22 protein-coding genes are annotated in these 22,740 nt (G+C 71.4%); 11 read left to right on the top strand and 11 right to left on the bottom strand.

The window, feature by feature from the left end; translation table 11 throughout:
• Positions 1-70: 70 nt before the first annotated feature.
• From EDF55_RS07180 to EDF55_RS07210, 7 genes are all read left to right on the top strand, one after another.
• Positions 71-673 (top strand): DUF308 domain-containing protein, encoded by a 603-nt coding sequence (locus tag EDF55_RS07180; RefSeq protein ID WP_185017208.1) that lies wholly within the window; start codon positions 71-73, stop codon positions 671-673.
• Positions 670-2,157: a basic amino acid/polyamine antiporter gene (locus EDF55_RS07185; RefSeq protein WP_123654245.1), complete on the top strand. Its 1,488-nt coding sequence runs from the start codon at positions 670-672 to the stop codon at positions 2,155-2,157. The genes EDF55_RS07180 and EDF55_RS07185 overlap by 4 nt, the downstream gene beginning before the upstream one ends.
• A 34-nt stretch (positions 2,158-2,191) precedes the next feature.
• Positions 2,192-3,472 carry an arginine deiminase gene (locus tag EDF55_RS07190; protein WP_123654246.1) on the top strand — a complete coding sequence of 427 codons (1,281 nt, stop codon included), beginning with the start codon at positions 2,192-2,194 and terminating at the stop codon, positions 3,470-3,472.
• Entirely contained in the window at positions 3,469-4,572 is a 1,104-nt protein-coding gene (locus EDF55_RS07195) for a S1C family serine protease (protein WP_123654247.1), read from the top strand. The genes EDF55_RS07190 and EDF55_RS07195 overlap by 4 nt, the downstream gene beginning before the upstream one ends.
• Before the next feature lie 36 nt (positions 4,573-4,608).
• Positions 4,609-5,481 carry a universal stress protein gene (locus EDF55_RS07200; protein WP_123654248.1) on the top strand — a complete coding sequence of 291 codons (873 nt, stop codon included), beginning with the start codon at positions 4,609-4,611 and terminating at the stop codon, positions 5,479-5,481.
• On the top strand, positions 5,478-6,224 hold the full coding sequence (locus EDF55_RS07205) for a hypothetical protein (protein ID WP_123654249.1): 747 nt from the start codon (positions 5,478-5,480) through the stop codon (positions 6,222-6,224). The genes EDF55_RS07200 and EDF55_RS07205 overlap by 4 nt, the downstream gene beginning before the upstream one ends.
• 70 nt (positions 6,225-6,294) lie before the next feature.
• Entirely contained in the window at positions 6,295-7,134 is an 840-nt protein-coding gene (locus EDF55_RS07210) for a hypothetical protein (protein ID WP_123654250.1), read from the top strand.
• A 316-nt stretch (positions 7,135-7,450) separates the two neighbouring features.
• Here the strand turns inward: EDF55_RS07210 and EDF55_RS07215 are convergent, their stop codons facing one another.
• The 9 genes from EDF55_RS07215 to EDF55_RS07255 all read right to left on the bottom strand — a co-directional run bounded on the left by EDF55_RS07215 (position 7,451) and on the right by EDF55_RS07255 (position 16,996).
• Entirely contained in the window at positions 7,451-8,047 is a 597-nt protein-coding gene (locus tag EDF55_RS07215) for a hypothetical protein (protein WP_123654251.1), read from the bottom strand.
• Between the two features lie 5 nt (positions 8,048-8,052).
• Positions 8,053-8,382, bottom strand: coding sequence for a hypothetical protein (locus EDF55_RS07220; RefSeq protein ID WP_123654252.1), 330 nt, complete (start codon positions 8,380-8,382; stop codon positions 8,053-8,055).
• Between the two features lie 8 nt (positions 8,383-8,390).
• On the bottom strand, positions 8,391-8,888 hold the full coding sequence (locus EDF55_RS07225; RefSeq protein WP_123654253.1) for a hypothetical protein: 498 nt from the start codon (positions 8,886-8,888) through the stop codon (positions 8,391-8,393).
• Positions 8,889-8,989: 101 nt separating this feature from the next.
• Positions 8,990-10,891, bottom strand: coding sequence for an alpha/beta hydrolase (locus tag EDF55_RS07230; RefSeq protein ID WP_123654254.1), 1,902 nt, complete (start codon positions 10,889-10,891; stop codon positions 8,990-8,992).
• On the bottom strand, positions 10,888-11,220 hold the full coding sequence (locus EDF55_RS07235; RefSeq protein ID WP_123654255.1) for a hypothetical protein: 333 nt from the start codon (positions 11,218-11,220) through the stop codon (positions 10,888-10,890). Before EDF55_RS07235 ends, EDF55_RS07230 begins: the two co-directional genes overlap by 4 nt.
• 88 nt (positions 11,221-11,308) lie before the next feature.
• Complete coding sequence (locus tag EDF55_RS07240; RefSeq protein WP_123654256.1) at positions 11,309-13,792, bottom strand: glycoside hydrolase family 3 N-terminal domain-containing protein; 2,484 nt, start codon at positions 13,790-13,792, stop codon at positions 11,309-11,311.
• Positions 13,789-14,673 carry a carbohydrate ABC transporter permease gene (locus tag EDF55_RS07245; RefSeq protein ID WP_123654257.1) on the bottom strand — a complete coding sequence of 295 codons (885 nt, stop codon included), beginning with the start codon at positions 14,671-14,673 and terminating at the stop codon, positions 13,789-13,791. Before EDF55_RS07245 ends, EDF55_RS07240 begins: the two co-directional genes overlap by 4 nt.
• A complete protein-coding gene (locus tag EDF55_RS07250) occupies positions 14,670-15,692 on the bottom strand; it encodes a carbohydrate ABC transporter permease (RefSeq protein ID WP_123654258.1) in 1,023 nt (340 codons plus the stop codon). Before EDF55_RS07250 ends, EDF55_RS07245 begins: the two co-directional genes overlap by 4 nt.
• Positions 15,693-15,700: 8 nt before the next feature.
• A complete protein-coding gene (locus tag EDF55_RS07255) occupies positions 15,701-16,996 on the bottom strand; it encodes an ABC transporter substrate-binding protein (RefSeq protein ID WP_123654259.1) in 1,296 nt (431 codons plus the stop codon).
• 159 nt (positions 16,997-17,155) lie between these two features.
• Here EDF55_RS07255 and EDF55_RS07260 point away from each other — a divergent pair, with 159 nt between their 5' ends.
• The gene (locus EDF55_RS07260; protein WP_123654260.1) at positions 17,156-18,184 is read left to right on the top strand and encodes a LacI family DNA-binding transcriptional regulator; all 1,029 of its coding nucleotides are present in this window, start codon (positions 17,156-17,158) and stop codon (positions 18,182-18,184) included.
• 206 nt (positions 18,185-18,390) lie between these two features.
• Here EDF55_RS07260 and EDF55_RS07265 read toward each other — a convergent pair whose 3' ends face one another.
• Entirely contained in the window at positions 18,391-19,332 is a 942-nt protein-coding gene (locus EDF55_RS07265) for a helix-turn-helix transcriptional regulator (protein WP_165931451.1), read from the bottom strand.
• A gap of 119 nt (positions 19,333-19,451) precedes the next feature.
• Here EDF55_RS07265 and EDF55_RS07270 point away from each other — a divergent pair, with 119 nt between their 5' ends.
• Both EDF55_RS07270 and EDF55_RS18730 read left to right on the top strand, forming a co-directional pair.
• Positions 19,452-19,910 (top strand): MarR family winged helix-turn-helix transcriptional regulator, encoded by a 459-nt coding sequence (locus EDF55_RS07270; RefSeq protein ID WP_123654262.1) that lies wholly within the window; start codon positions 19,452-19,454, stop codon positions 19,908-19,910.
• A 155-nt stretch (positions 19,911-20,065) separates the two neighbouring features.
• Entirely contained in the window at positions 20,066-20,215 is a 150-nt protein-coding gene (locus EDF55_RS18730; protein WP_185017210.1) for a hypothetical protein, read from the top strand.
• 139 nt (positions 20,216-20,354) lie between these two features.
• On the opposite strand, the gene EDF55_RS07275 is transcribed toward EDF55_RS18730, so the two are convergent.
• Positions 20,355-21,371 carry a LacI family DNA-binding transcriptional regulator gene (locus EDF55_RS07275; RefSeq protein ID WP_260235851.1) on the bottom strand — a complete coding sequence of 339 codons (1,017 nt, stop codon included), beginning with the start codon at positions 21,369-21,371 and terminating at the stop codon, positions 20,355-20,357.
• 133 nt (positions 21,372-21,504) lie between these two features.
• Here EDF55_RS07275 and EDF55_RS07280 point away from each other — a divergent pair, with 133 nt between their 5' ends.
• Entirely contained in the window at positions 21,505-22,740 is a 1,236-nt protein-coding gene (locus EDF55_RS07280; protein WP_123654263.1) for an ABC transporter substrate-binding protein, read from the top strand.

A 22,740-nucleotide genomic window follows, 5' to 3' on the forward strand; every position in this document is an offset into this window, starting at 1 on the left:
AGCGGATGTAGTCCTGTCATCGGCGCGGCACGGATCACGACGACCATCGCGCGGAAGGGCAGTGGGGATCGTGAGTGGTGCAGGCGCAGGGGCAGGTGCAGGGGCGCCGGGGCAGGAGCCCGTCGTCGTCCCGGACGACGCGGCGGAACGGCGACTGCGCATCGCGCTCGCCGTCGTCGGCGTGGTCGCGGTCCTCGCCGGCGTCACCGCCCTGGTCCTCCCGCACGCGACGGTGGTCGCGGTCGTCTGGGTGTTCGGCATCCACCTGGTGGTGTCCGGCGGAGCGATGCTCGTGCGCGCGGTCGCCGTCGGCGGGTCGTCCGGATGGCGGCGGATCGCGCTCGTGGTCGTCGGCCTGCTCGTCGTCGCCGGCGGGGTCATCGCGATCCTGCACCCGCCGGTCGGGATCCGCGTCCTCGTGCTGGTGACCGGGTTCGCCTGGGCGTTGGAGGGCATCGCGCTCCTGTACGCCCCCGGCGGCGGCCACCGCGGCCTGACCATCACGGCGGCGGTCCTCAGCGTCCTCGGCGGAGTGCTCCTGATCAACGTGCCGGCACTCGGCACGGTGTTCGCCGTCGCCGCCGTCAGCTGCGTGCTCGTCGTCTTCGGCGTCGTCCAGCTGGTCGTGGTCGCGACCTGGTCGGGCGCCGCCGAGGAGGTCGACCTGCCATGACGGTCCAGGAGCAGGAGGCACCGAGCACGCAGGGCGACAAGTCGCTCTCCGTCCTCGCGTTGGCGGCGATGGTCGTCGGTTCGATGGTGGGTGCCGGCGTGTTCTCGCTCCCCCGGAACTTCGCGTCCGGAGCCGGCGTCGTCGCGACGGTGATCGCGTGGATCGTGGCGGGCGTCGGGATGCTGATGCTCGTCTTCGTCTTCCAGGCACTCTCGACGCACCGGCCGGACCTCGACGCCGGCATCTTCGCCTACGCCAAGGCGGGGTTCGGCAACTACATCGGCTTCTTCTCCGCGTTCGGCTACTGGGCGAGCGCCTGCGTCGGCAACGTCACCTACTGGGTCCTCATCGGCTCGACCCTCGGCTCGGTGCTGCCCGCCTTCGGGGAGGGCGACACGCTCCTCTCCGTCGTCGTCACCTCGGCGATGCTCTGGGCGTTCCACCTGTTCGTCCTCCGCGGCACGAAGAACGCGGCGGTCCTCAACACCGTCGTCACCATCGCGAAGCTCGTCCCGATCCTGCTGTTCGTCATCGTCGGGGCGATCGTCGGCACGCACTGGGAGACGTTCCGGCTGAACCTCTGGGGCGGCGCGGAGCCGAGCGCCGGGGAGCTGTTCTCGCAAGTGCGGTCGACGATGCTCGTCACGGTCTTCGTGTTCCTCGGTGTCGAGGGGGCGACCGTCTACTCCCGGTACGCGCGCCGGCGCGAGGACATCGGCCGCGCCACCATCAGCGGCTTCCTCGGGGTCCTCGCCGTCTTCGCCCTCGTCACCCTCGTGTCGTTCGCCGCGCTCCCCGCCGCCGAGCTGAGCGGTCTGCGCCAGCCCTCGATGGCCGGCGTGTTCGGCGCGATCGTCGGGACCTGGGGCACGGTCCTCATCAACGTGGGGCTGGTCGTCTCGGTACTCGGTGCGTACCTGGCCTGGACGCTGATGTCGAGCGAGGTGCTGTACCAGGCGGCGCGACAGGAGGACGCCCCGCGGTTCCTGACCAAGGTCAACCGGCACGGCACGCCCTGGATGGCGCTGGCCTTCACGAGCGGGCTCATCCAGGTGTTCCTCGTCATCACGATGTTCTCCGACGACGCGCTCACGTCGATGCTCGAGCTCTGCAGTTCCCTGTCGCTGATCCCGTACTTCCTCACCGCCCTGTACGCGGTGCAGTACGGCATCCCGCGGTGGTCGCGGCGCGCGCACCGTGACGTCGACCCGGCCCTCGTGCCGAGCGGTGGGCTGTCACGTCGACAACTCGTCGCGGCCTTCGTCGCGGTCGTGTACACGGTGTTCCTCGTCATCGCGGCCGGCCCCCAGTACCTGCTGCTGTCGTTCCTGATCTACGCCCCGGCGACGGTGCTCTACGTCATCGCCCGACGGGAGCGCACGCTCCGGGTGTTCACCGGCCCGGAGGTGGTCCTCTGCGTCGTCGCGGTCGCGGGCGCCGTCGTCGCCGTCATCGGGCTCGTCACCGGTTTCATCACGCTCTAGTCACCGCATGCACCACGCTCCAGGAGGAGGCACCATGGACAGCGAAGCCACCACGCTCGACGACCAGGAGACCGGGTCCGGACCACGGTTCGGCGCCTACTCCGAGGTCGGCACGCTCCGCCGGGTCCTGGTCTGCGAACCCGGACTGGCGCACCGGCGCCTCACACCGAGCAACAACGACGCGCTCCTGTTCGACGACGTCCTCTGGGTCGAGAACGCGCAGGACGACCACCGCGACTTCGTCAGGAGCCTGCGGTCGCGTGACGTCGAGGTGTTCGAACTCCACCAGGTGCTCGCGGAGACGCTCGCCGTCCCCGGCGCCCGCGACTGGTTGCTCGAGCGGAAGATCACGCCGAACGAGGTCGGCCCGCTCCTCGTCGACGCGACGCTGGAGCACCTCGGCGGGTACACCGACCGCGAGCTCGCGGACGTGCTGATCGGCGGCCTGAACGTCGAGGACCTCGACCCCGAGGGGCGCCCGGACCACCTCCGGCTGCACGGGGACGCCTCGGCCGCCGACTACCTCATGCCGCCCCTGCCGAACATGCTCTACACCAGGGACACCACCTGCTGGATCAACGGGGTGTTCACGCTGAACCCGCTGTACTGGCCGGCGCGCCACGACGAGACCCTGCTCATGAAGGCCGTCTACACGTTCCACCCCGAGTTCGCCCCGGCGCTCGACCGGCACGTCTGGGGCGACCCGGACGAGGACTGGGGCCTGGCGACCATCGAGGGCGGCGACGTCCTGCCGGTCGGCAACGGGGTCGTCCTCATCGGGATGAGCGAGCGCACCTCGCGGCAGGCGATCACCCAGGTCGCGTCGGCGCTCTTCGCGCGCGGCGAGGCGGAGCGGGTGATCGTCGCGGGGATGCCGAAGCTCCGGGCGGCGATGCACCTCGACACCGTGCTCACCTTCGCCGACCGGGACGTGGTCACCGTCTACCGCGCCATCGTCGACCACATCCACCCGTTCACGCTGCGACCGGGGCCGGACGGCGGGGTGCACGTCACCGACGAGACCGCGCCGTTCCTCGACGTCGTCGCCGCGGCACTCGGTGTCGACGGGCTCCGGGTCGTGGACACCGGCGGCGACGAGTACGCCGCGGAACGCCAGCAGTGGGACAGCGCCAACAACGTCGTCGCCGTGGAGCCCGGCGTCGTGTACGCCTACGACCGGAACACCCTCACCAACGACCTGCTGGGCGGCGCCGGCATCGAGGTCCTGACGATCCGGGGTGCCGAACTCGGCCGGGGGCGCGGCGGCGGGCACTGCATGACCTGTCCGCTGCTGCGCGACCCGCTGCCCGCATGACCGGCGCACCGGGGTCGACCACCCGGCCGACGACCCGACAGGTCCTGGTGTTCACCGGGGTGGTCTGCGCGCTCGTCGGGATCGGCGTGGCAGCCGGGGCCGTCGGGAGCCGCGCGGGCGACCGGGGGACGACGGCCGCCGCACTCCCCGCGGGCACCGGCACGTGCGACGCCGCGCAGGTCGCCCGTCACGTGCTGCCGAGCATGGTCACGATCCGCGTCGGGTCGGCGTCCGGCGAGGGCTCCGGCAGCGGCGAGGTCATCGACGCGTCCGGCATCGTCCTCACGAACGACCACGTCATCGCGGCGGCCGACGGCGACACCGTCTCGCTCGAACTCGACGACGGCACGGAACTGTCGGCGACGATCATCGGCCGCGACCCGCGCACCGACCTCGCCGTCCTCCGCGCCGAGACCGACCGCGCGCTCACGCCGCTCGGCTGGGGCGACTCCGACGACCTCGTCGTCGGCGAGCCCGTCGTCGCACTCGGCGCACCGCTCGGGCTGACCGGCACCGTCACGACCGGCATCGTCAGCGCGCTCGGCCGGAGCGTGCCCGTCCCGACCGGGGACGGCAGCGGCACGACCGTCCTCACCGGCGCCGTGCAGACCGACGCCGCGATCAACCCCGGCAACTCCGGCGGCGCCCTCGTCGACTGCCGCGGACGGCTCGTCGGGATCAACACCGCGATCGCCACCGTGCCGAGCGCCAGCGGCGTCAGCAGCGGCAGCGTCGGGATCGGGTTCGCCGTCCCTGCCGCCGTCGCACGGCCGATCGCCGCGGCGCTCCGTGCCGACGGCCGCGTCGCACACCCGACGCTCGGCGTCCGGACGGTCCCCGTCGTGGTCCGGCACCGCGACGACGCCACCGCGGTCGGGCTCCAGCTCACCGCCGTGGCCGACGACGGCCCCGCCGCGGTGGCCGGCCTCCGTCCCGGCGACGTGGTCACCGCGATCGGCGGCGTCGACACCCTCCACCCGGACACGGTCGCCCTCCTCGAGGCGACCCGTGACGCCGGTGACGACCTCCGCATCACGGTCGTCCGCGACGGCGACGAGCACGTGGTCACCGCGACCCTGGTCGCGGCCGCGACGTCCTGAACACCACACACGACAGAGAGAGGACCACTGGTCACGATGGACACGGATCGGTTCGGGAAGATCGTCGTCGGCTTCGACGGCTCGGAGGAGTCCACCGCTGCACTCCTGGCAGCGCTCACGCTGGCGGACGGCCTCGACGCGCAGGTCGACGTCGTCACGTCGTGGCGATGGCCGGTGACCTGGAGCAGCCTCCCCGTCGGGAGCTCGTGGTCACCGCTCCACGACGCCGAGGAGATCCGGCAGCAGGCGACGGAGCTGCTCGAGAACACCGGGCCGCACCGCGCGGAGGTGATGACCCGCGAAGCCGAGGGGAGCGCCGCCGACGTGCTGCTCTCCGCCGCGGTCGGCGCCGCGCTCCTCGTCGTCGGCAGTCGCGGGCGCGGCGGGTTCCGCGGACTCCTCCTCGGCTCCGTCAGCACCGCGTGCATGCAGCACGCGCCGTGCCCGGTCCTCATCCACCGCGGGGTGGAGCACCCCGAGGCCACCGGTGTCCCCACCATCGTCGTCGGGGTCGACGGATCGCACGAGTCCGGGCAGGCGCTCCGGTTCGCCGTGACCACGGCACGCCGGCTCGGCCACCGGGTCCGGGTGATCACCACCTGGCAGTGGCCGAAGGCGCTCAACCGGGACGAGGCCCCCTTCGACCACTGGTCCCCGGAACGCGATGCCCGGGCGACGGCGTCGTCCGCACTCGACGCCGCCGAGGACCTCATCGACGATGACGTGGAGGTCACGAGCGACCTCGTCGAGGGGTCCCCCGCCGAGGTCCTCATCGACGCCAGCCGGGACGCAGCACTCCTCGTCCTCGGCAACCGTGGGCTCGGCGGGTTCCGCGGGCTCCTCGTCGGATCGGTCAGCCAGGAGTGCGCCCAGCACGCGCACTGCCCGGTCGTCGTACACCGCTCATGACCGGCCGAACCCGGGGCCGCGTCGGTGCCCGGCTCCTCTGTTCCCTCGCCGTGCTGACGTGCGTGGTCGCGACGGTGAGCGGCTGCGACCGGGCGCGGCCGGACGCGGACACGCCACGGGAGGCCGTGCAGGGCACGTGGGTCCTCGACCACGACGTCGACGCACCGGAGGTCCCGTTCGTCACCTTCGCGAAGGACCGGTCGTGGAGCGCGTCGGACGGCTGCGACCGCGTGTACGGGACGTGGCGGATCACCGCCGCCAACCGCCTGACCGTCGTCACCGGCCCGCACGCCGAACTGTCCTGCGCCGGCGCGGAGATGGTCGACGCGGTGCTCGCCGCCGACACCGCCCGGGTGCCCCGCGCGACCGAACGGCTCCAGCTCCGGGGCGGTGGGTCGACGCTCGCGCTCGATCCGTCGACCGACCCGGACGTCGGCGGCCAGGGCCGGCCGATCGGCTACTGGGTGCACGACCACTCGGCGGGGTCGCCGTACCTCTCGCTGCGGGCCGACGACTCGTACCGGCTGTCCGACGGGTGCGGCACCAGCACGGGCACGTGGAAGTTCTCCACCACCGAGCAGGTCCGGCTGTACCCGACCGACACCGCCAGCAGCACCACGTGCCAGGACGGCGACGACCCCGGGGTGGGTGCCAGCACCCGCGGCAGGGTCTCCGGGAGCACGATGACGCTGAGCACCACGGACGGCGCGACGACGGGCACGCTCCACCGATTCGAGCGATGACCGCGACGAGCGGGTTTCTTGCGGGTTCCCGTCTGCCGTCCGCAGCGTGCTCCGCGCTAGTGTCCGGACCATGGGATACCCGAAGTCCCCTGCGCAACGTCGCGCAGGCACCGTCCTCTCCCGGCTCACCACCGGCGCCCGTTCCGTGACCGCGCGACAGCTCGGCCGGCTCCCCCACGTCGCAGCACGGACACTCGTGCGGCTCGCCAGCGGCTCCGAGACCCGTCGGATGCTGAACCAGGAGCTGCTCGGCGTCGGCGCGGCCACCCCGGCCGACGTGCTCGGCAACTACCTCCGCGGGTACGTGCCCCTCGGCCTCGAAGAGCGCCCCGACGACGTGGTGTGGTCGCTCGTCCAGCCGCGCGCCGTGATCGACGCCGAGAGCGTGCACGTGCCGGACCGGGTGCGCCGCTACAGCCGGAACAGTGACCTGACGATCGACCTCCGCGCACCGTTCGACCCGGTGATCGCCGGGTGCGCCGAGCGCGAGTCGACCTGGATCACCCCGGCGGTCGTCGCGGCCTGGCAGGAACTCGACCGCGCCGGACACGTCCGCGCGTGCGCCGCGTACCGCGACGGCGAGCTGCTCGCGGGGCTCTGGGGCATGGAACTCGGCTCGACGTTCAGCATCATGAGCATCTTCCACCGGGAGAGCCGAGCGGGGACCGTCCTCCTCGCCCGCGTGATGGGCGAGCTCGGCGCCGGCGTCGACATGATCGACTGCGGGTTCATCACCGAGCACATGCCCCGGTTCGGCGCGCACGAGATCTCGCTCGACGAGTTCCAGCGCCGCGCTGTGGACGGGCTCGTGGCGTCGGTCACCGCACCGCAGTCGGAGCCGACGCCGGGGCCGGAGCCGACACCGGACTCGACGCGACCGGCACCGGCGCCACGGATGGCGCAGGTCTAGCCAGTCCACGGAGTCGACGCCCGGACGCCTGCTCGTTCCATTCGGTCGACGCCCGGGCGGTCCGGTATCGATGCGGACCCCCGTGCCCCGCCGTCCGGTCGCAGCGCCACCGGTCGAAGGTGCTCCGGCAGCGCGAGCCGGTCGTCGGCTGTTCGTCGTTCGGAGTGTCCTGCACGTTGAGAAGACGTACCGAGGAGCGGGATCGTCACGCTCTCCAGCAGAATGCGTCCGCGCCGCGGCACGGCACGGCAAAAGCGACACCACTCCCGACGATGCGCCGCGCATTCACTTGCGCGATGTCGCTTTCGCCGGCCGCTCAGCCCGTCGTCGCCGCCGACGGTGACGCTGAGGGCGAGGCCGTCCCGGGGATGTCCGGCGACGTGTTCGTGTGGCGTTCCCCGTAGTTCTCCCGGTTGAGCGCGTCTGCGTCGCCGGGAGCGCACGGCGTCTGAATCTCGACTGTGCTCCCGTACTCCGTCGTGCCGAACTCGATGAAGAAGCCGTCGTCGAACGTTCCCGCACTCGGGTACCGCAGCTGGGTGCCGGGGGCATCGCCGCCGATGTGGGTACGCACGGGTTCGTACCCGGCGCTCCGCCACAACCGCTCGATCCGGTCAACGGTGTCCGCACGCGTGTGCTTGTCGGTCCCCGGGCCGAGGCGGGTGATCCCCCATCGCGCTCCGTCGGCCCCGCAGGCTTCCGCTGCTGAGTCGGACGCGAGCCAGGACCCGCCCACCGCATCCTGGGTCGACTCCGCGAGGGCGTTCCCCGCGGTCCAGGCGATCTCAGCAGATCCCACGCCAGCGGTCTTCGCGTCGGCCATCGTCGGCTCCGTTCCCGAACCCGAACAGCCGGCAACGAGCAGCGCGAAGGCGATCGCGCTGACGACTGCCAGGTTGCGGAGGTGCTGCACAGCGGTCAGACCGAGGCTGCCCAGAACAGGAGCGCTCCGTAGAGGGCGGCCACCTGCAGGACGTACGCCCCGGCGGCCACGATCCCGACGATGCCGATCACGCGCGCTGCCGGCCGTGGTCCGGAGACACGCCGCAGCGCGACCGACACCCAGATGAGCAGGACGAGGAGCACGACGGCGCTCACGACGAAGCCCCAACCCTGCTCGAGCATGCGCTGCTCCGCGCTGAACGCCACGACGCTGAGCGCGATCGCTGCCAGACCGGGGCCGACGATCCACCAGCTCCGGCCGCGTTCATCGGTCCCGTCCCCCTGCGCGTACCCGTCCGTGGGCATCCGCGAGCTCACGAGGTGCTCTCCGCCGACGGTGCCGCCGTCCCGGGGATGTCCGGTGGGGTGTTCGTGTGGCGTTCCCCGTACTTCTCCCGGTTGAGCGCGTTCGCGTCCCCCGGCGTGCACGGCGTCTGCAGCTGCAGCGTGCTCGCGTGTTCCGTGATGCCGAACTCGATGAAGAACCCGTCGGCGAGTGTGTTCCCGGCGGGGTACCGGAGCTGCTTTCCGGGGGCGTCCCCGGTGATGTCCGAACGGACGGGATCCCATCCCTTTGCGCGCCATCGGGTCTCCATGCGGTCGAGCGCGACGTCACGGGCATCCGTGTCGGTGCTCGGGCCGAACCGCGCGATCACCCACTGGGCCCCGTTGGCGCCGCAAGATCGAGCCGCAGTGTCGGCCGAGAGCCAATCACCCCCGATGAGCGCCTGGGTCGCTTCCGCCTCGGCGTTCATCCGGTCCCACTCGCGCTTGGCGCCCGCTGAGTCCGTCCCTGATGCAGTCGATGTCATTGCTGGCTCCTTCGGCGAGGTGTCGGTTGCGCAGCCCGCGACGACGAGGCCGAACGCCAGAACCGGGATGATGACCGTGGTTGGTCGGCGGCGTCGGTCGGTCAAGGGATCCTCGTTCCGGTCGGGGTGTACCCGAGGCTCGTGTAGCCGGTGTTCCTGAGCGGCGACGTCCCCGCATCCAGGTACCCGTACTCGGTCACGGGCTGGCTCCGGAGCCGCGCTTCGGTCGCGGGCGTCGCCCCGTGGTCATCAGTGCCAGGGTAACGGTGCCCGTCGATGGTCTCGGTGTTCGACGAGAACGTCCGCGCACCCCAACTCGGGTCGCCCGGGTTGAGCCGATGTGTGCTGTGCAGGGCGAGCACCTGACCGCGGTTCGCGGTGAAGGGGTTCCCGGTGTTGATGGGTTGGTCGCCACCGAACGCCGGACGCGGTACTTCCACAGCGCCTCGGCCGATGTTCGCGATGTAGTCCTCCTTGCCCTGGGACGCCCACACGTGACCCTGCGGGACCTCGACCGCGTGGACGTCGGGCACGCGCGGGTCGATCCCGGCGGAAGCGAGGAGGGTGAGGTTCGCGACCGGCGTCTTGGCGACCGCGAGCGTGGCGGTCGTGGTGCCGTACGAGTGCGCCACGACGGAGAGGTGCGAGCCCCCCGACCAGGAGCGGGTTCCGGAGACGCCCCCGAGGAAGCCACTGAGGTTCCGGGCTCCGGCCTCGGCCTTCGCGGACGCGAGGACCTCGGCGCTCGGTGGCATGTCGGGGGTGTCGTAGCCGATCCACGCGACGGTCGCCATCTCCTGACGCACGCCGATCTGGTCCGCCGCGAAGCGCTGCGCCAGCGAGAGGTTCTCGGCGGCACCGGCCCAGGCACGCATGCTGCCCGCCACCGTGTTCCCCATCCCCGGCACGTCCACCGTCACGTTGCTCGCGGTGTCGAGGTCACCCACCGCGACGGCAGCGAGCGGCGGCTCACCGAGCGTCAGCGCGACGATCGTCCGGGGTGCCGCCGGCGTGCTGGCGAGGAGCGTCTCGTCGAGGGCCTCGAGCGCGCCGATGCGGTCTGCGAGCCGCCGGTACTCCGCACCCTCGGCCGCACTGAGGGGCTCCCCACGGCTGATCCTCGCGGTGAGCGTGTCGTACCGGTCACGGGCCTTCGGCAGCTCGACGTCGAGGGTGTGCTGGTTCGCACGGCCACGATCGGCGTACCGCACGCCGTTGAGGTTGCCGACGACCGCGGAGAGCCCGGTGACGAGCGCGGTGCGCTCATCGGCTCCGAGACCCGTCCACCACGCCTTCACCGAGCCGGTGCTCGGCGGGTGGTCGAGCATCCGCTGCGCTTCACCCGGGTGGTCCGCAGCCCATCGGGCGAGCGCGTCCGGCCCCTTCGCGGCGAGGGCGGCGAACATCGGGAGACGGGCGGCGTCCTGGAACGCCCGAGACGCGGCAGCGAAGTCGACCTGGGTGAGCACCGCCGGCAGGGTGTTCCCGCTGAGCTCCGGCAGCACCAGCGGGCCGCCCCCGATCTGCCCGCGGATCGCCTGTCCGAGGTCGTCCTGCGCGCTCCGCCACCGGGTGTTGAGCCGTCGCGCTCGTCCACGGAGGTCGTCGTTCAGCGCGCGGTACTCCTCGGGCACCGCCTCGTCGCTGTCGGATGCGGCGACCTTCGCGCGGAGTTCGTCGATGTCCGCGAGCAGCGCGCGCCTGGTCCGCCGCACCCCGCCGAGTTCCTCGGCGAAGACGTCGAGTGCGGAGGCCACCGCGGCCCCCGCCGCTCCGAGTGCGTCCGCCTTCTCGGTGGCGCCGTGCATCGCGTCCGGCAGCGTGTCCGTCGCGCCCGGCGACGACAGCACCCCGCCGATGCCGTGCCATCCGTCACGAACCGCACCGGCGCTTCGCTGCACCTGCGCGGTCGCGGTACGGAGCGCGCTTGCGCTGTCGCTGACCGGCCCCGCCGTCGGGGTGACGGTCGGCAGCGCGGACTCGTCGATCAGGCCGGCCTTCATCGGGGCACCCCTCGGGAACCGGCGCGGGGTGCGGCAGCGGTCGCCGTGTCGGCCATCGTCGCGTCGGCCTCGGCGAAGGCAGCCATCACACCGGTGGCAGCGGCGATGCCCCGCTCGACGGTCCGGACGGCCGCCGTCGCGTCGCCCTGTCGTGCGCTGACGAACGCCTGTGCAGCGCCCACCGGATCGCTGCCGGTCAGCGCGGCGACCACGTCGCGGAGCGCCCCCTCGACATCGATCGCCGCGCGCTGCATCCTCGTCCCTGCCGCCGCGGCATCGTCGATCTTCGACTGCGCCCCCGCGACGTCGACCTTCCACCCCTGACCCATGGGCCCCCGTCCGTCCCGGCAAGCGTAGCGCTTGCTACAGACGGGAGGTCGGGGGCCCGGCGACCTGTGGACGACTCCGCCCGAGCGGTCAGACCACCGTCCAGCGCACCACGCGCGGCTCGGCGAGCGACACCTCGTGCACCGGCCCGGCGACCCGCAGGGTCGCACGATCCGTGGCCGTCCCGGGGACGGGCTCTGCAGCCGCCCCGTCGGAGACCGCGACGATCCCGCCGGAGTCGAGCGGGCCTCCCGGCCGTGATGCCGACGCGTGCGACGCGACCCACACCTCGACGTCACCGGGCTCGACCACCTTCCGCATCCGCCGGTCGGTGAACGCGAACCGCTGCACGGGGACCGTGAAGCGGACCCGGGCGGACTCCCCCGGCGCGAGCGACACCCGGGCGTACCCGAGCAGCTGGACCACGGGGCGCGTGACGCTGGCGTGCACGTCCTGCCCGTAGAGCTGCACGACGTCGGAGCCGCTCCGGGATCCGGTGTTGCGGACCGTGACGGTCGCGGTGAACGTGCCGTCGGTGGTGACGCCGTCGTCGACGACGAGGTCCTCGTGCACGAACGTCGTGTACGTCAGCCCGAAGCCGAACGGCCGGACCGGGGTGGAGTCGGCTGCGGTGACGTCCGACGCCCCGCCGAGCCGCGGGTGCAGGTACGAGTACGGCTGTGCGCCGGCGGACCGGGGCAGCGAGACGGGCAGACGGCCCGACGGTTCCGTGGCACCGGTGAGCAGGTCGGCGATCGCGAGGCCGCCCCCTTCTCCCGGGAAGAACGCCTGCACCACGGCGGACGGACGGGGTCCGGGGCCGTCGAGCGCCCAGCCGATCGCGTACGGACGGCCGGTGAGCAGCACCAGCACGGTCGGGGTGCCGGTGGCGACGACCGCCTCGACGAGCTCGCGCTGCACGCCGGGCAGGTCGAGCGACTCGGAGTCGTTGCCCTCGCCGACGGTGCCGCGGCCGAACAGGCCGGCCTGGTCGCCGACGACGACCACGGCCACCTCGGACGCTGTCGCGGCAGCGACGGCGTCGTCGAACCCGGACCGGTCGTCCCCGGTGACGGCGCACCCGGCGGCGAACCGGACGTCCGCAGCGGACAGCGCCTGCGACAGCGCCTCTGACACGGTCGGGATCGAGAAGCCGAGGGGCAGGTCCGGGTGGCTCGCGAGCACGTGGTTCGCGAACGAGTAGCAGCCCTGCAGGGCCTCCGCGCGGTCGGCGTTCGGGCCGATCACGGCGACGCGCGCGGTCGACGACCCCAGCGGCAGGACGCCGTCGTTCGACAGCAGGACGAGGGACTCCTCGGCCAGACGCCGGGCGAGCGCCTGGTGCTCCGGGGTGTCCAGGTCCACGTCGGTGGGCGGTGCGTCCGCGTACGCATCCGGGTCGAGCAGCCCGAGCCGCTCCTTCTGCCGCAGCACGCGCAGGACGGCGCGGTCGACCAGTGCCTCGTCGACGTCGCCGGCGCGGACACGGTCGACCAGCGGTGCCAGGTAGGCGTCACCGGTGGGCAGCTCGACGTCGATGCCGGCCTCGAGCGCCATGGCAGCGGCCTCGCCCCGGTCGGCGGCGATGCCGTGCATCACCTCGAGGAACGCGACGGAGAAGTAGTCCGCGACGACGGTCCCGTCGAAGCCGAGCCGGTCACGCAGCAGGTCCGTCAGGAGCGACCCGTTCGCGGCAACCGGCACGCCGTCGATCTCCGCGTAGGAGTTCATCACGCTGCGCGCGCCACCGTCGAGCAGCGCCATCTCGAACGGCGGCAGGAACACGTCGGCGATCTCCCGGGCGCCGGCGTGCACGGGTGCGTGGTTCCGCCCCGCCTGCGATGCCGAGTACCCGAGGAAGTGCTTCAGTGTCGCGTCGACGCCGGTGCTCTGCACCCCGCGGACGTAGGCGGTGCCGACGGTGCCGACCAGGTACGGGTCCTCACCGATGCACTCGTCGACACGGCCCCAGCGTGGGTCCCGGATGACGTCGAGCACGGGTGCGAGGCCCTGGTGCACACCGAGCTGCCGCATCGAGCGGCCGATGACCGCGCCGACCTGCTCGACGAGGTCCGGGTCGAACGACGCACCCCACGCGAGCGGGGTCGGGAACGTGGCGGCCTTCCACGCGGCGAGCCCGGTGAGGCACTCCTCGTGGACGAGCGCCGGGATCCCGAGCCGGGTCTCGCGCTGCAGACGGCGCTGCTCCGCCCACAGCCACGCGGCGCGCTCGTCCGGTTCGACGGGGCGGGTGCCGTAGACGCGGGTGAACTGGCCGAGGCCGTTGCGGGTGATGTCCGCGAGCGACGCCGCGGGGGCGTCGGCGTCGGCGTCGCTCGCTGCGGTCATCTCGCCCTGCATGGGGGCGACGAGGCCGTTCTGGTCGAGCCAGTAGCCGACGAGCTGGGCGGTCTTCTCCTCGAGCGTCATCTGGGCGAGGAGGGACTCGGGGCTGCGGGTCGCGGCGGTCGCGGTCGTCGTGTCGGTCGCGTCGGTCGTGTCCGTCGCGTCGGTCGTTCCGGCCTGGAGGCTCGTGGGCGCGTCCGTCACGCGGGTCGCGTCCGTCGCGGTCATCCCTTCACCGCCCCGGTCAGGCCGCCGACGATGCGTCGCTGGAACACCGCGAAGAACGCGAGCGCCGGGATCATCGACAGCGAGGTGAACGCCAGGACCTTGGCGGTGTCCACGGAGTACTGCGACGAGAACGCCTGCACCCCGAGCGGCAGCGTGTAGTTCGCCGCGTCGTTGAGGATGAACAGCGGCAGGATGTAGCTGTTCCAGCTGCCGATGAACGCCAGGATGCCGGTCGTCACGACCCCGGGCAGCGACAGCGGCACGACCATCCGGAAGAAGAACCCGATCCGGCTCGCACCGTCGATCGCAGCTGCTTCCTCGAGCTCGTCCGGGATCGCCCGGAGGAACGGCACCAGGATGATGACGGTCGTGGGCAGCGCGAACGCGATCTGCGGCAGGATCACCCCGGCCAGGCTGTTGGTCAGCCCGAGGTCCTTCACGAGCAGGTAGAGCGGCGTGATCGCGACGGTGATCGGGAACATCAGGCCGGCGGCGAAGAGCGAGTACAGCGCACCGCGGCCGCGGAACTGGTAGCGGGCGAGCACGAAGCTGACCATCAGCCCGAGCACGACGACCCCGATGGTGGTCGTGACGCCCGCGATCAGTGAGTTCCCGAGCTCCTGCCAGAACACGCCGCTGGAGAGCACGGCGCTGTAGTTGCCGAAGTTCCAGGGCGCGGGCAGGCCGGCCGGGCTCGACGTGATCTGCGCGTTGGTCCGGAAGCCGCCGAGCACGATGTACGCCACGGGGCCGATGCAGACCGCGATGAACAGCAGCGCGATGAAGTAGGTGCCGAGGTTCCGTTCCCGGCGGACCGGGCCCTCGTGCCCCCGGTTCCGGCCCTTGCGTCCCGGCGCGACGATCGATGCGGTGGCGGTCATCGTGTGGCCTTCTCGGTGAGGGCGCCGGCGGTGTCGCGGCGCAGGACGAACCGCTGGTACACGAGTGCGATGACCAGCGAGATGAGGAAGATCACCACGGCCACGGCGTTGCCGTACCCGTAGTTGCCGGAGTTCCGGCCGTTCGCGACCATGTACGTCGCCATCGTCGAGGTCCCCGCGGTGGAGGCGATGTACTGGCCCCAGATGATGTAGACGAGGTCGAACAGCTGGAGCGACCCGATGATCGAGAGGAACGCCCAGATGCGCAGCGTCGGGCCGAGCAGCGGCAGCGTGATGCGCCGCTGGATCTGCCAGTAGCCGGCACCGTCGAGCTGCGCGGCCTCGAACAGCTCCTCCGGGATGCTCTGCAGCCCGGCGAGGAACAGGATCACCGCGAACCCGATGTACTTCCACGAGATGATCGCCAGGAGCGTCCAGATCGCGATGTCCGGGTTCGAGAGCCAGTCGTTCCGCAGCGCCCCGAGCCCGAGGGTCTGCAGCAGGTCGTTCGCCGCGCCGGCCGAGGAGAGCATCAGGCTCCACCCGGTGCCGACGATCACCTCGGAGATGACGTACGGCACGAAGATGAGCACGCGGATGAGGCCGCGGCCGCGGATCCGCTGGTTGAGCAGCAACGCCAGGATGATCGCGATCGGTCCCTGGACGAGGAGCGACCCGATGACGATGAACAGGTTGTGCCACAGCACGCCGCGGAAGTCCGGGTCGGTGAAGATGATCTTGTAGTTGTCGAGCCCGACGAAGTCCGTCGGCGCCCCGTAGCCCTGCCACTTGTAGAAGCCGTAGTACGCGGCGAGTCCGACGGGCAGGATGACGAAGGCGACGAACATGATCGTCGCGGGTCCGGCGAGCAGGGCGACCTCGACCCGCTTGCGGACGTCGGCGGCCGGCTTCCGGGGCCGGGGGGCCGGGGCCGACGGCTGCGTGCCGTCGGCCCCGGTCCGGCCCGCGTCCGCCCGCTCACCGGAGCGGGGCGGACGCGGAGCGATCGAGGTGGCCATGGGGTGCGTCAGCCCTTCGCCGCGGCCTGGTTGACCGTCGTCACGATGTCGTCGACGCTGCCCTTGCCGGCGAGCAGGTTCACGACGCTGGTGTTCAGCGCGTTGCCGACGTTCTGGCCGTACAGGGTGTCGAGGTAGTTCGAGACGAACGGTGCCTTGTTGTACGCCGCGAGGACGTTCTTCAGGTACGGCTCCGTCACGACGCTCTGCGCCGACTGGTTCGCCGGGATGGCGTTGAAGGCCTTGTAGTAGGCCTCCTGCACGTCCTTGCCGGTCATGTAGTTGAGGAACTGCGTGCACGGCACCTTCGGGGCCTTCGCGGAGCAGGAGTACCCGTCGACCGCGCCCATCATCGAACCAGGTGCACCCTTGCCGCCCGAGACCTCGGGGAAGGGGAAGAAGCCGAGGTCGGCGAGGGGCTTGCCGTCCGGGGTCAGGGAGGAGATCACGCCCGGGTCCCAGGCGCCCATGAGCTCCATCGCGGCCTTGTGGTTCGCGACGAGACCGGCGGAGCTGCCGGCGCCCTGCTGCGCTGCGGTGGTGAGGTAGCCGTCGTTGAAGGGCTTGGTGTCGAAGAACGCCTTGGTGTCCTTGCCCGCCTGCTCCCAGCAGCTGTTCGTGAACTTCAGGTCCTTCGCGGCGCCGTTCAGCGTCTTCTCGCTGCAGGCACGGAGTGCGAAGTTGTAGTACCAGTGCGCGGCCGGCCATGCGTCCTTCGCACCGACGGCCACCGGCTGGATGTCCGCGGCCTTGAGCTTGGCGATGTCGGCGTTCAGCTCGGCCATCGTGGTCGGGGTGCCCTTGATGCCGGCCTGCTCGAAGAGGTCCTGGCTGTACCAGATGCCCTCGGGGTTGACGTCGACGGGCATGGCGTAGGTCTTGCCGTCGCTCTCGTAGCCCTTGAACGCGCCGTCGCTGATCTGCGCCTTCGCGGTCTTGCCGATCGAGCCGGAGATGTCCATCAGCTGGCCCGCCTGGACCATGGCGGCCATCTTCCCGCCGCCGCGCTGCAGGAACACGTCGGGGGCGGAGCCGGAGTTCAGCGCGGTCTGGAGCTTGCCGTCGAGGTCCTCGTTCTGGATCGCCTGGATCTTGATCGTGACGTTCGGGTGCAGCTGCTCGAAGTCCTTGACGGTCTTCTCCCAGAACGCCTTGCCGGGGCCGGTGGTGGAGTTGTGCCAGAAGGTCATCGTGACCTTGCCGTCGCTGCTCGCCGCGTCACTGCCTGCAGAACAACCTGCGGCGGTGAGTGCGGTCGCCCCGATCAGCGCGATGGCTGCCGCGGCTCGGATCTTCCTCGTCATCGTGGAACTCCTCGGTGTCGTCGTTGACATGCGCGACATCGGCTGCCGCTGGAGAGAGCGTGCCAGGCGCTCACGCAACTTGTCAATCGATATCGATAACGTTTTCTAAACTGCCCCGAACCGGTCCCCACGGCGCGCTTCGAGCGGTACGGTGAGCACATGGAGACCGCTGTCGGCACGCACCCCGGCCCGGGCCGCGTGACGATCGCCGACGTCGCACGTGCCGCCGGGGTGTCGATCCCGACGGTGTCGAAGGTCATCAACAACCGCGACGGCGTGGCCTCGGCGACGATGCTGCGGGTGCAGGAGGTGGTCGAGCGACTCGGCTACGAGACCTCCCTCGTCGCGCGGAGCCTCCGGAGTTCGCGGACCGGCGTGATCGGCATCCTCGTCCCCGAGTTCGAGCCGTTCTCCACCGAGCTCCTCCGCGGTGTGTCCGCAGCGGCGATCGGCACCGGGTACGAACTCCTCGCCTACGCCGGACTCGTGACGGGCGCCAGTCAGCCGGGGTGGGAGCGCCGATCGCTGTCCCGGCTCTCCGGCACCCTCATCGACGGGGCCATCGTCGTCACCCCGACGACGGCGCTCCCGACCTCCTCGATCCCCGTCGTCGCCATCGACCCGCACACCGGCCCAGAGGGTCACGCCACCGTCGACACCGACAACGAGGGCGGCGCACGGAGCGCCGTCGAGCACCTGCTCGCGCTCGGGCACACCCGCATCGCGCACATCCACGGGCGCGCCGACCTCGCCTCGGCACAGCTGCGCGAGACGGGCTACCGCGGGGCACTCGCCGCCGCCGGCATCCACGTCGACGAGGACCTGGTCCGCGCCGGCGACTACCAGGAGGACCGGGCCACCGCCGTCGCCCGCGAGCTCCTCAGCATCCCGGACCGGCCGACCGCGGTGTTCGCCGCGAACGACTCGTCGGCGATCGGTGTGCTGCACGCCGCGGCCGCACTCGGGCTCCGGGTCCCCGAGGACCTGTCCGTGATCGGCTTCGACGACGTCCCGCAGGCCTCGACCACCACGCCGCCGCTGACCACCGTGGCACAGCCCCTCGCCGATCTCGGTGCCGCCGCCGTGGAGATGCTCCTCACGATGCTCCGTGGGGAGCCGTCGCCGGAACACGTCCGGCTGTCCACGAGCCTCCGCGTGCGCCAGAGCACCGGCCCCGTCCCGTCTTAGCCGCGCCGTCGCCGCCGTCGCGCCGTCGCGCCGCGGTGTAGGCAGTCGAATCGCGCGTAGGGGGTCCGGAGTTCCGACTGCCCACGCGCGATTCACCTTCTCAGCGCACCCGTGATGGGAAGGAACGCACTCGCCGGGCACCGCGCACGCGCCGCGCGCACCGCGAGCGCCGCGAGCGCCGCGCGCACCGCGGGCCGCGCGCCGCGTCAGCGCCGCAGCGTCTGCTTCGGGTACTCGCCGAACCGCTCCAGGTACACCGCCGAGAACCGCCCCAGGTGCGCGAACCCCCACCGCCGCGCCACGTCCCCCACGGTCACCGACTGCGGGTCGAGCTCGAGCAGGTCCTGCCGGACGTGGTCGAGCCGGACCCCACGGAGGTAGGTGAGCGGCGAGACGCCGAGCACCCGCGCGAAGGACTCCTGCACCGACCGCACGCTGAGCCCACCGACGGCGGCGAGGTCCGCGACCGTGACGGTCTCCCGGGCGTGCGCGTGGACGTACTCGACCATCGTCCGGAGCCGCGCGTTCCTCGGCGCCGACAGCTCGGCGGGCAACGCATCCACCTTCGGCGGGAACATCCCGAGGAAGGCCGCGGCGACCCCGCGCTTCGCGTCCGCCCACGCCGTCGAGTCGACTCCGTCCCGGAGCGCACGGGACAGCGCCCCGAGCGCGTCGTGCCACGGGCCGAGGCCCGCGTCGTCGTCCGCCCGGGTCCGGTCGAAGCGGAGCGGCCCGTCGCCGAGGTCGTAGCGTTCCGCGGCGACGTCCCGCACCAGGGAGCGCGCGATGTGCACGAGCCGCTGGTCGTGGTCGGTCCCGCTGAACACGAACTCCTGCTCCGTCGGGGAGAGCAACGGCGCATCATGCCACATGTCGTGCCGCTCGCCGGCGACGTCGACGACCGCCGTGCCCGACGTGATCCACTGGACGACGTAGTGGTCCCCCGGCGACACGCTGCCGCGGAGGAACCCGGTGACCCGGCAGCGCCGGATCGTCACCTCGTCGTCGCCGACCGCCGTGTACCGGTAGGAGTACGCCTCGCCGGTGCGCCGCGACGTCCACGCGCGCCCGACGTCGGCCGCCGTCAGGTCACGGATCGCCGACTCGGGGTCGCGCCCGGCGACCTCGAACCGGATGAGTTCGCTCACGCTGCTGCCCGCCACGCCGTGCCGGTGCCTGCGCGCCCCATCGCGTTATCCGGATACGCTGACCCGGTGCCCTGGGCGTATCGTGTCGCCCAGCCGACCAGCGCTGAGGAGGCGACCGGGTGACCGCCAGCGACCTCGACCTGGACCTCGATGCCGCACTCACGCGGCTCGACGGAGCGCTGGCCATGCTGCGGACCCGGCTCCGTGAAGAACTCGACGTCGCCGGTGTCGACCTGTCGCTCGTGCAGTTCGTGTCCCGTGCGGAGAGCGGGAGTCGCCCGGTCCGCGTCAAGGACCTGGCCTCGCACCTCGGCATCACCGGGCCGGCGGTCACCAGTGCGGTCGATCGACTCGAGCGGGCCGGTCACCTGGTCCGTCGCCCGAACCCCGAGGACGGTCGCAGCCGGCTCATCGGCCTGACGGAGACGACACGGCGCCGCTACCACGCTGCGATGGACAGCACGAACGAGCACCTGCACGAGCTGATGTCCTCCTTCTCCGATCGTGACAAGGCCAGGTTCGTCCGCATCATCGACCGCGTGGTCACCGCGCTCGACGGCGGCGCACCCAACCCCTGAACGGCAGAGTAGAGGGCACGCGGCACCGCTCCGAACGATTGTCCACCGTGCGCAGTTGCATAAGTGTTCTACCTAATTCCGGACCGTGCAAGGCGAACCGCCGTACGGTCGAACCGGCGGGGAACACGGGGAACGGATCAGGACGGAGGACAGCCATGAGCAACTACGACACCGAACCGGGCATCGATCCGGTCCGCATCACGACGTTCCGTCGGATGCACCGCAAGTGGAAGTTCGGTGAACAGCCGCCGGAGGACCAGACGCTGTTCGACGACCTCTTCACGGAGACGACGCGTCAACGCTGACGTCGCGGACACGCGGACGAACACACGGCCGGGAGGCCCGGTGCCGGTCGGCACCGGGCCTCCCGTCGTGTGCGCGGTCCAGCTCAGTGCACGCCGCACGCAGCCGCTGCGGGCCCGCGCTGCGCGCCCCGCGCCGCGGTCAGGCGGGCGCCGGGGCCGTCGAGGCGGCGACGTGGAGCTCGCACGGGATCAGGGCGTGCGTCAGGTCGGTCGACGCACCCTCGAGCCGGTCGACGAGGGACTCGACCGCGAGACGGCCGAGCGCCGGCCCCGGTGCGTTCAGCGTCGTGAGCACGGGCTCGGTCGCGGTGCCGGCGCTGTCCGAGGACACGATCGCGATCACCGAGACGTCCTCGGGGACACGGCGCCCGCCGGCGCGGAGCCCGCTCACCAGCCCGAAGTTCGAGTCGTCCTTCATGATGACGGCCGCAGTGACGTCGGGGTCGCGGACGAGGAGCTCCGCCGCCGCGCGACGCCCGCCCTCCGCCGAGGCACCGGACGCCACGACGGTGCCCGCGATGCCACGGCGGGCGACCGAGGCACGGAACGCCGCCTCGGAGCGCACCTTCGGCCCGTACTCCGCCATCGCGGTGCCGTCGAGGTCCTCGACGACCAGGCCGATCCGGCGGTGTCCGAGGCCGGTGAGGTGGTCGAGCGCGTCCTCGACGGTGCGCTCGAAGTCGATGTCCACGAACGAGATCGCGGAGGGGTCGGCGGTCCGGCCGATCGACACGAACGGGACGTCCATCCGGGTGAGCTGCTCGATCCGGGGGTCGTGCATCGTGACCTCCATCACGATGACGCCGTCGGCGAGACCGCCGGAGATCAGGTCGCGGACGTCGTCGGCAGTGGCCGCTGACGGCCAGAGCACGAGGTGGTACCCGAGCTCGGACGCACGACCCGCGGCGCTCGTGAAGAACTGCAGCGCCGTCTGGCCGAGGCGGTGTTCGAGCACCGGGAACAGCAGCGCGATGATCCGCGTCCGCCGGCTCGCGAGCGCGCGGGCGACGACGTTGTTCCGGTAGCCGAGCTCCCGCATCGCCGCGGTCACCCGGTCCCTGGTCGCCGGGGAGACCCGCTTGTTGCCGTTCACGACGAAGGACACCGTGGCGATGGAGACCCCCGCCCGGTCGGCGACCTGCTGCATCGTCGCCATGTCGTCTCCTGTCGTGTGCTCCGCTCACTGTACTGGGGAGCTGCTCGGAAAAAGTTCGTCTAAGCGCTTTACTATCGAAGCGCTTAGATGCTAGCTTCGGCGCACTCGGCCACCACCAGAGAAGAGCGAAGCAATGAAGCCTCGACACCGCAGGGTCGCCCCTGCCCTCACCGCCGTCGCCATGCTGGCGACCATCCCCCTCGTGCTCGCCGGTTGTTCCGGCGGGTCGTCCGCCTCATCGGGCGGCAAGGTGACCTCGATCACCGTCCTGGACTACTACAACCAGGGCAACGACAAGAAGGTCATCGGCGACTACCTCGACAAGTGCGGCGCCGCCAACGACGTCACGATCAAGCGGAGCCTGGTCCCCGGGGCCTCGCTCATCCAGAAGGTCCTCCAGCAGGCGTCGTCGAAGACCCTGCCGGACGTCCTCATGCTCGACAACCCGGACCTCCAGCAGATCGCCGAGACCGGTGCGCTCTCGCCGCTCACGGACTACGGCATCTCCACCGACGGCTACGCCAAGGGCGTGCTGCAGGCCGGCACCTACAAGGGCAAGGTCTACGGCCTCGCCCCGACCGTCAACACCATCGCGCTGTTCTACAACAAGGACGTGCTCGCGAAGGCCGGCATCACCCCGCCGAAGACCTGGGACGAACTGAAGACCGACGCGGCGAAGCTCACCGCCGGCAGCCAGTACGGCTTCGCGGTCGACGCGAACGCCACGTACGAGGGCACCTGGCAGTTCCTGCCCTTCATGTGGTCCAACGGCGGCGACGAGAAGAACATCGCCACCACGAAGACCGCCGAGGCGCTCGGCCTCTGGACCGACCTGGTCAAGGACGGCTCGATGTCCAAGAGCGTCGTGAACTGGACGCAGGCGGACGTCAACGACCAGTTCATGGCCGGCAAGGCCGCGATGATGATCAACGGCCCGTGGCAGATCCCCGGCCTCAAGGCGTCGAAGGTCGACTACGGCATCGCGCAGATCCCGGTGCAGTCCGCGAGCGACACCGCGGTCGCCCCGCTCGGCGGTGAGGTCTGGACCGTCCCGAACACCGGCGACTCCGCCAAGCAGAAGGTCGCGGCGAAGGTCGTCTCCTGCATGAACGACGCGAAGAACCAGCTCGCGATGGCGAAGCTCCGCTACACGATCCCCTCGAAGACGTCGGCCGCCGAGCAGTTCGGCAAGGACGTTCCGGAGGAGCAGGTGTTCGTCGACCTGGTCGCCAGCGCCCGCGCACGCACCGGTGAGCTCGGAGCCGACTGGCCCAAGGCCGCCACGAAGATCTACACCGCCGTGCAGTCCGCGCTGACCGGGCAGGACTCCCCCGCCGACGCGCTGAAGAACGCGCAGTCGAGCAACTGA

It is taken from the genome of Curtobacterium sp. ZW137 (assembly GCF_003762905.1).
Lineage (GTDB): Bacteria > Actinomycetota > Actinomycetes > Actinomycetales > Microbacteriaceae > Curtobacterium.

Coding starts and splice junctions, on each gene's coding strand:
- EDF55_RS07185 (WP_123654245.1), top strand. CDS start 670: ATGACGGTCCAGGAGCAGGAGGCACCGAGCACGCAGGGCGACAAGTCG.
- EDF55_RS07230 (WP_123654254.1), bottom strand. CDS start 10,891: ATGAAGGCCGGCCTGATCGACGAGTCCGCGCTGCCGACCGTCACCCCG.
- EDF55_RS07255 (WP_123654259.1), bottom strand. CDS start 16,996: ATGACGAGGAAGATCCGAGCCGCGGCAGCCATCGCGCTGATCGGGGCG.
- EDF55_RS07260 (WP_123654260.1), top strand. CDS start 17,156: ATGGAGACCGCTGTCGGCACGCACCCCGGCCCGGGCCGCGTGACGATC.
- EDF55_RS07235 (WP_123654255.1), bottom strand. CDS start 11,220: ATGGGTCAGGGGTGGAAGGTCGACGTCGCGGGGGCGCAGTCGAAGATC.
- EDF55_RS18730 (WP_185017210.1), top strand. CDS start 20,066: ATGAGCAACTACGACACCGAACCGGGCATCGATCCGGTCCGCATCACG.
- EDF55_RS07195 (WP_123654247.1), top strand. CDS start 3,469: ATGACCGGCGCACCGGGGTCGACCACCCGGCCGACGACCCGACAGGTC.
- EDF55_RS07245 (WP_123654257.1), bottom strand. CDS start 14,673: ATGACCGCCACCGCATCGATCGTCGCGCCGGGACGCAAGGGCCGGAAC.
- EDF55_RS07210 (WP_123654250.1), top strand. CDS start 6,295: ATGGGATACCCGAAGTCCCCTGCGCAACGTCGCGCAGGCACCGTCCTC.
- EDF55_RS07240 (WP_123654256.1), bottom strand. CDS start 13,792: ATGACCGCGACGGACGCGACCCGCGTGACGGACGCGCCCACGAGCCTC.
- EDF55_RS07200 (WP_123654248.1), top strand. CDS start 4,609: ATGGACACGGATCGGTTCGGGAAGATCGTCGTCGGCTTCGACGGCTCG.
- EDF55_RS07220 (WP_123654252.1), bottom strand. CDS start 8,382: ATGCCCACGGACGGGTACGCGCAGGGGGACGGGACCGATGAACGCGGC.
- EDF55_RS07190 (WP_123654246.1), top strand. CDS start 2,192: ATGGACAGCGAAGCCACCACGCTCGACGACCAGGAGACCGGGTCCGGA.
- EDF55_RS07250 (WP_123654258.1), bottom strand. CDS start 15,692: ATGGCCACCTCGATCGCTCCGCGTCCGCCCCGCTCCGGTGAGCGGGCG.
- EDF55_RS07280 (WP_123654263.1), top strand. CDS start 21,505: ATGAAGCCTCGACACCGCAGGGTCGCCCCTGCCCTCACCGCCGTCGCC.
- EDF55_RS07225 (WP_123654253.1), bottom strand. CDS start 8,888: ATGACATCGACTGCATCAGGGACGGACTCAGCGGGCGCCAAGCGCGAG.
- EDF55_RS07275 (WP_260235851.1), bottom strand. CDS start 21,371: ATGGCGACGATGCAGCAGGTCGCCGACCGGGCGGGGGTCTCCATCGCC.
- EDF55_RS07205 (WP_123654249.1), top strand. CDS start 5,478: ATGACCGGCCGAACCCGGGGCCGCGTCGGTGCCCGGCTCCTCTGTTCC.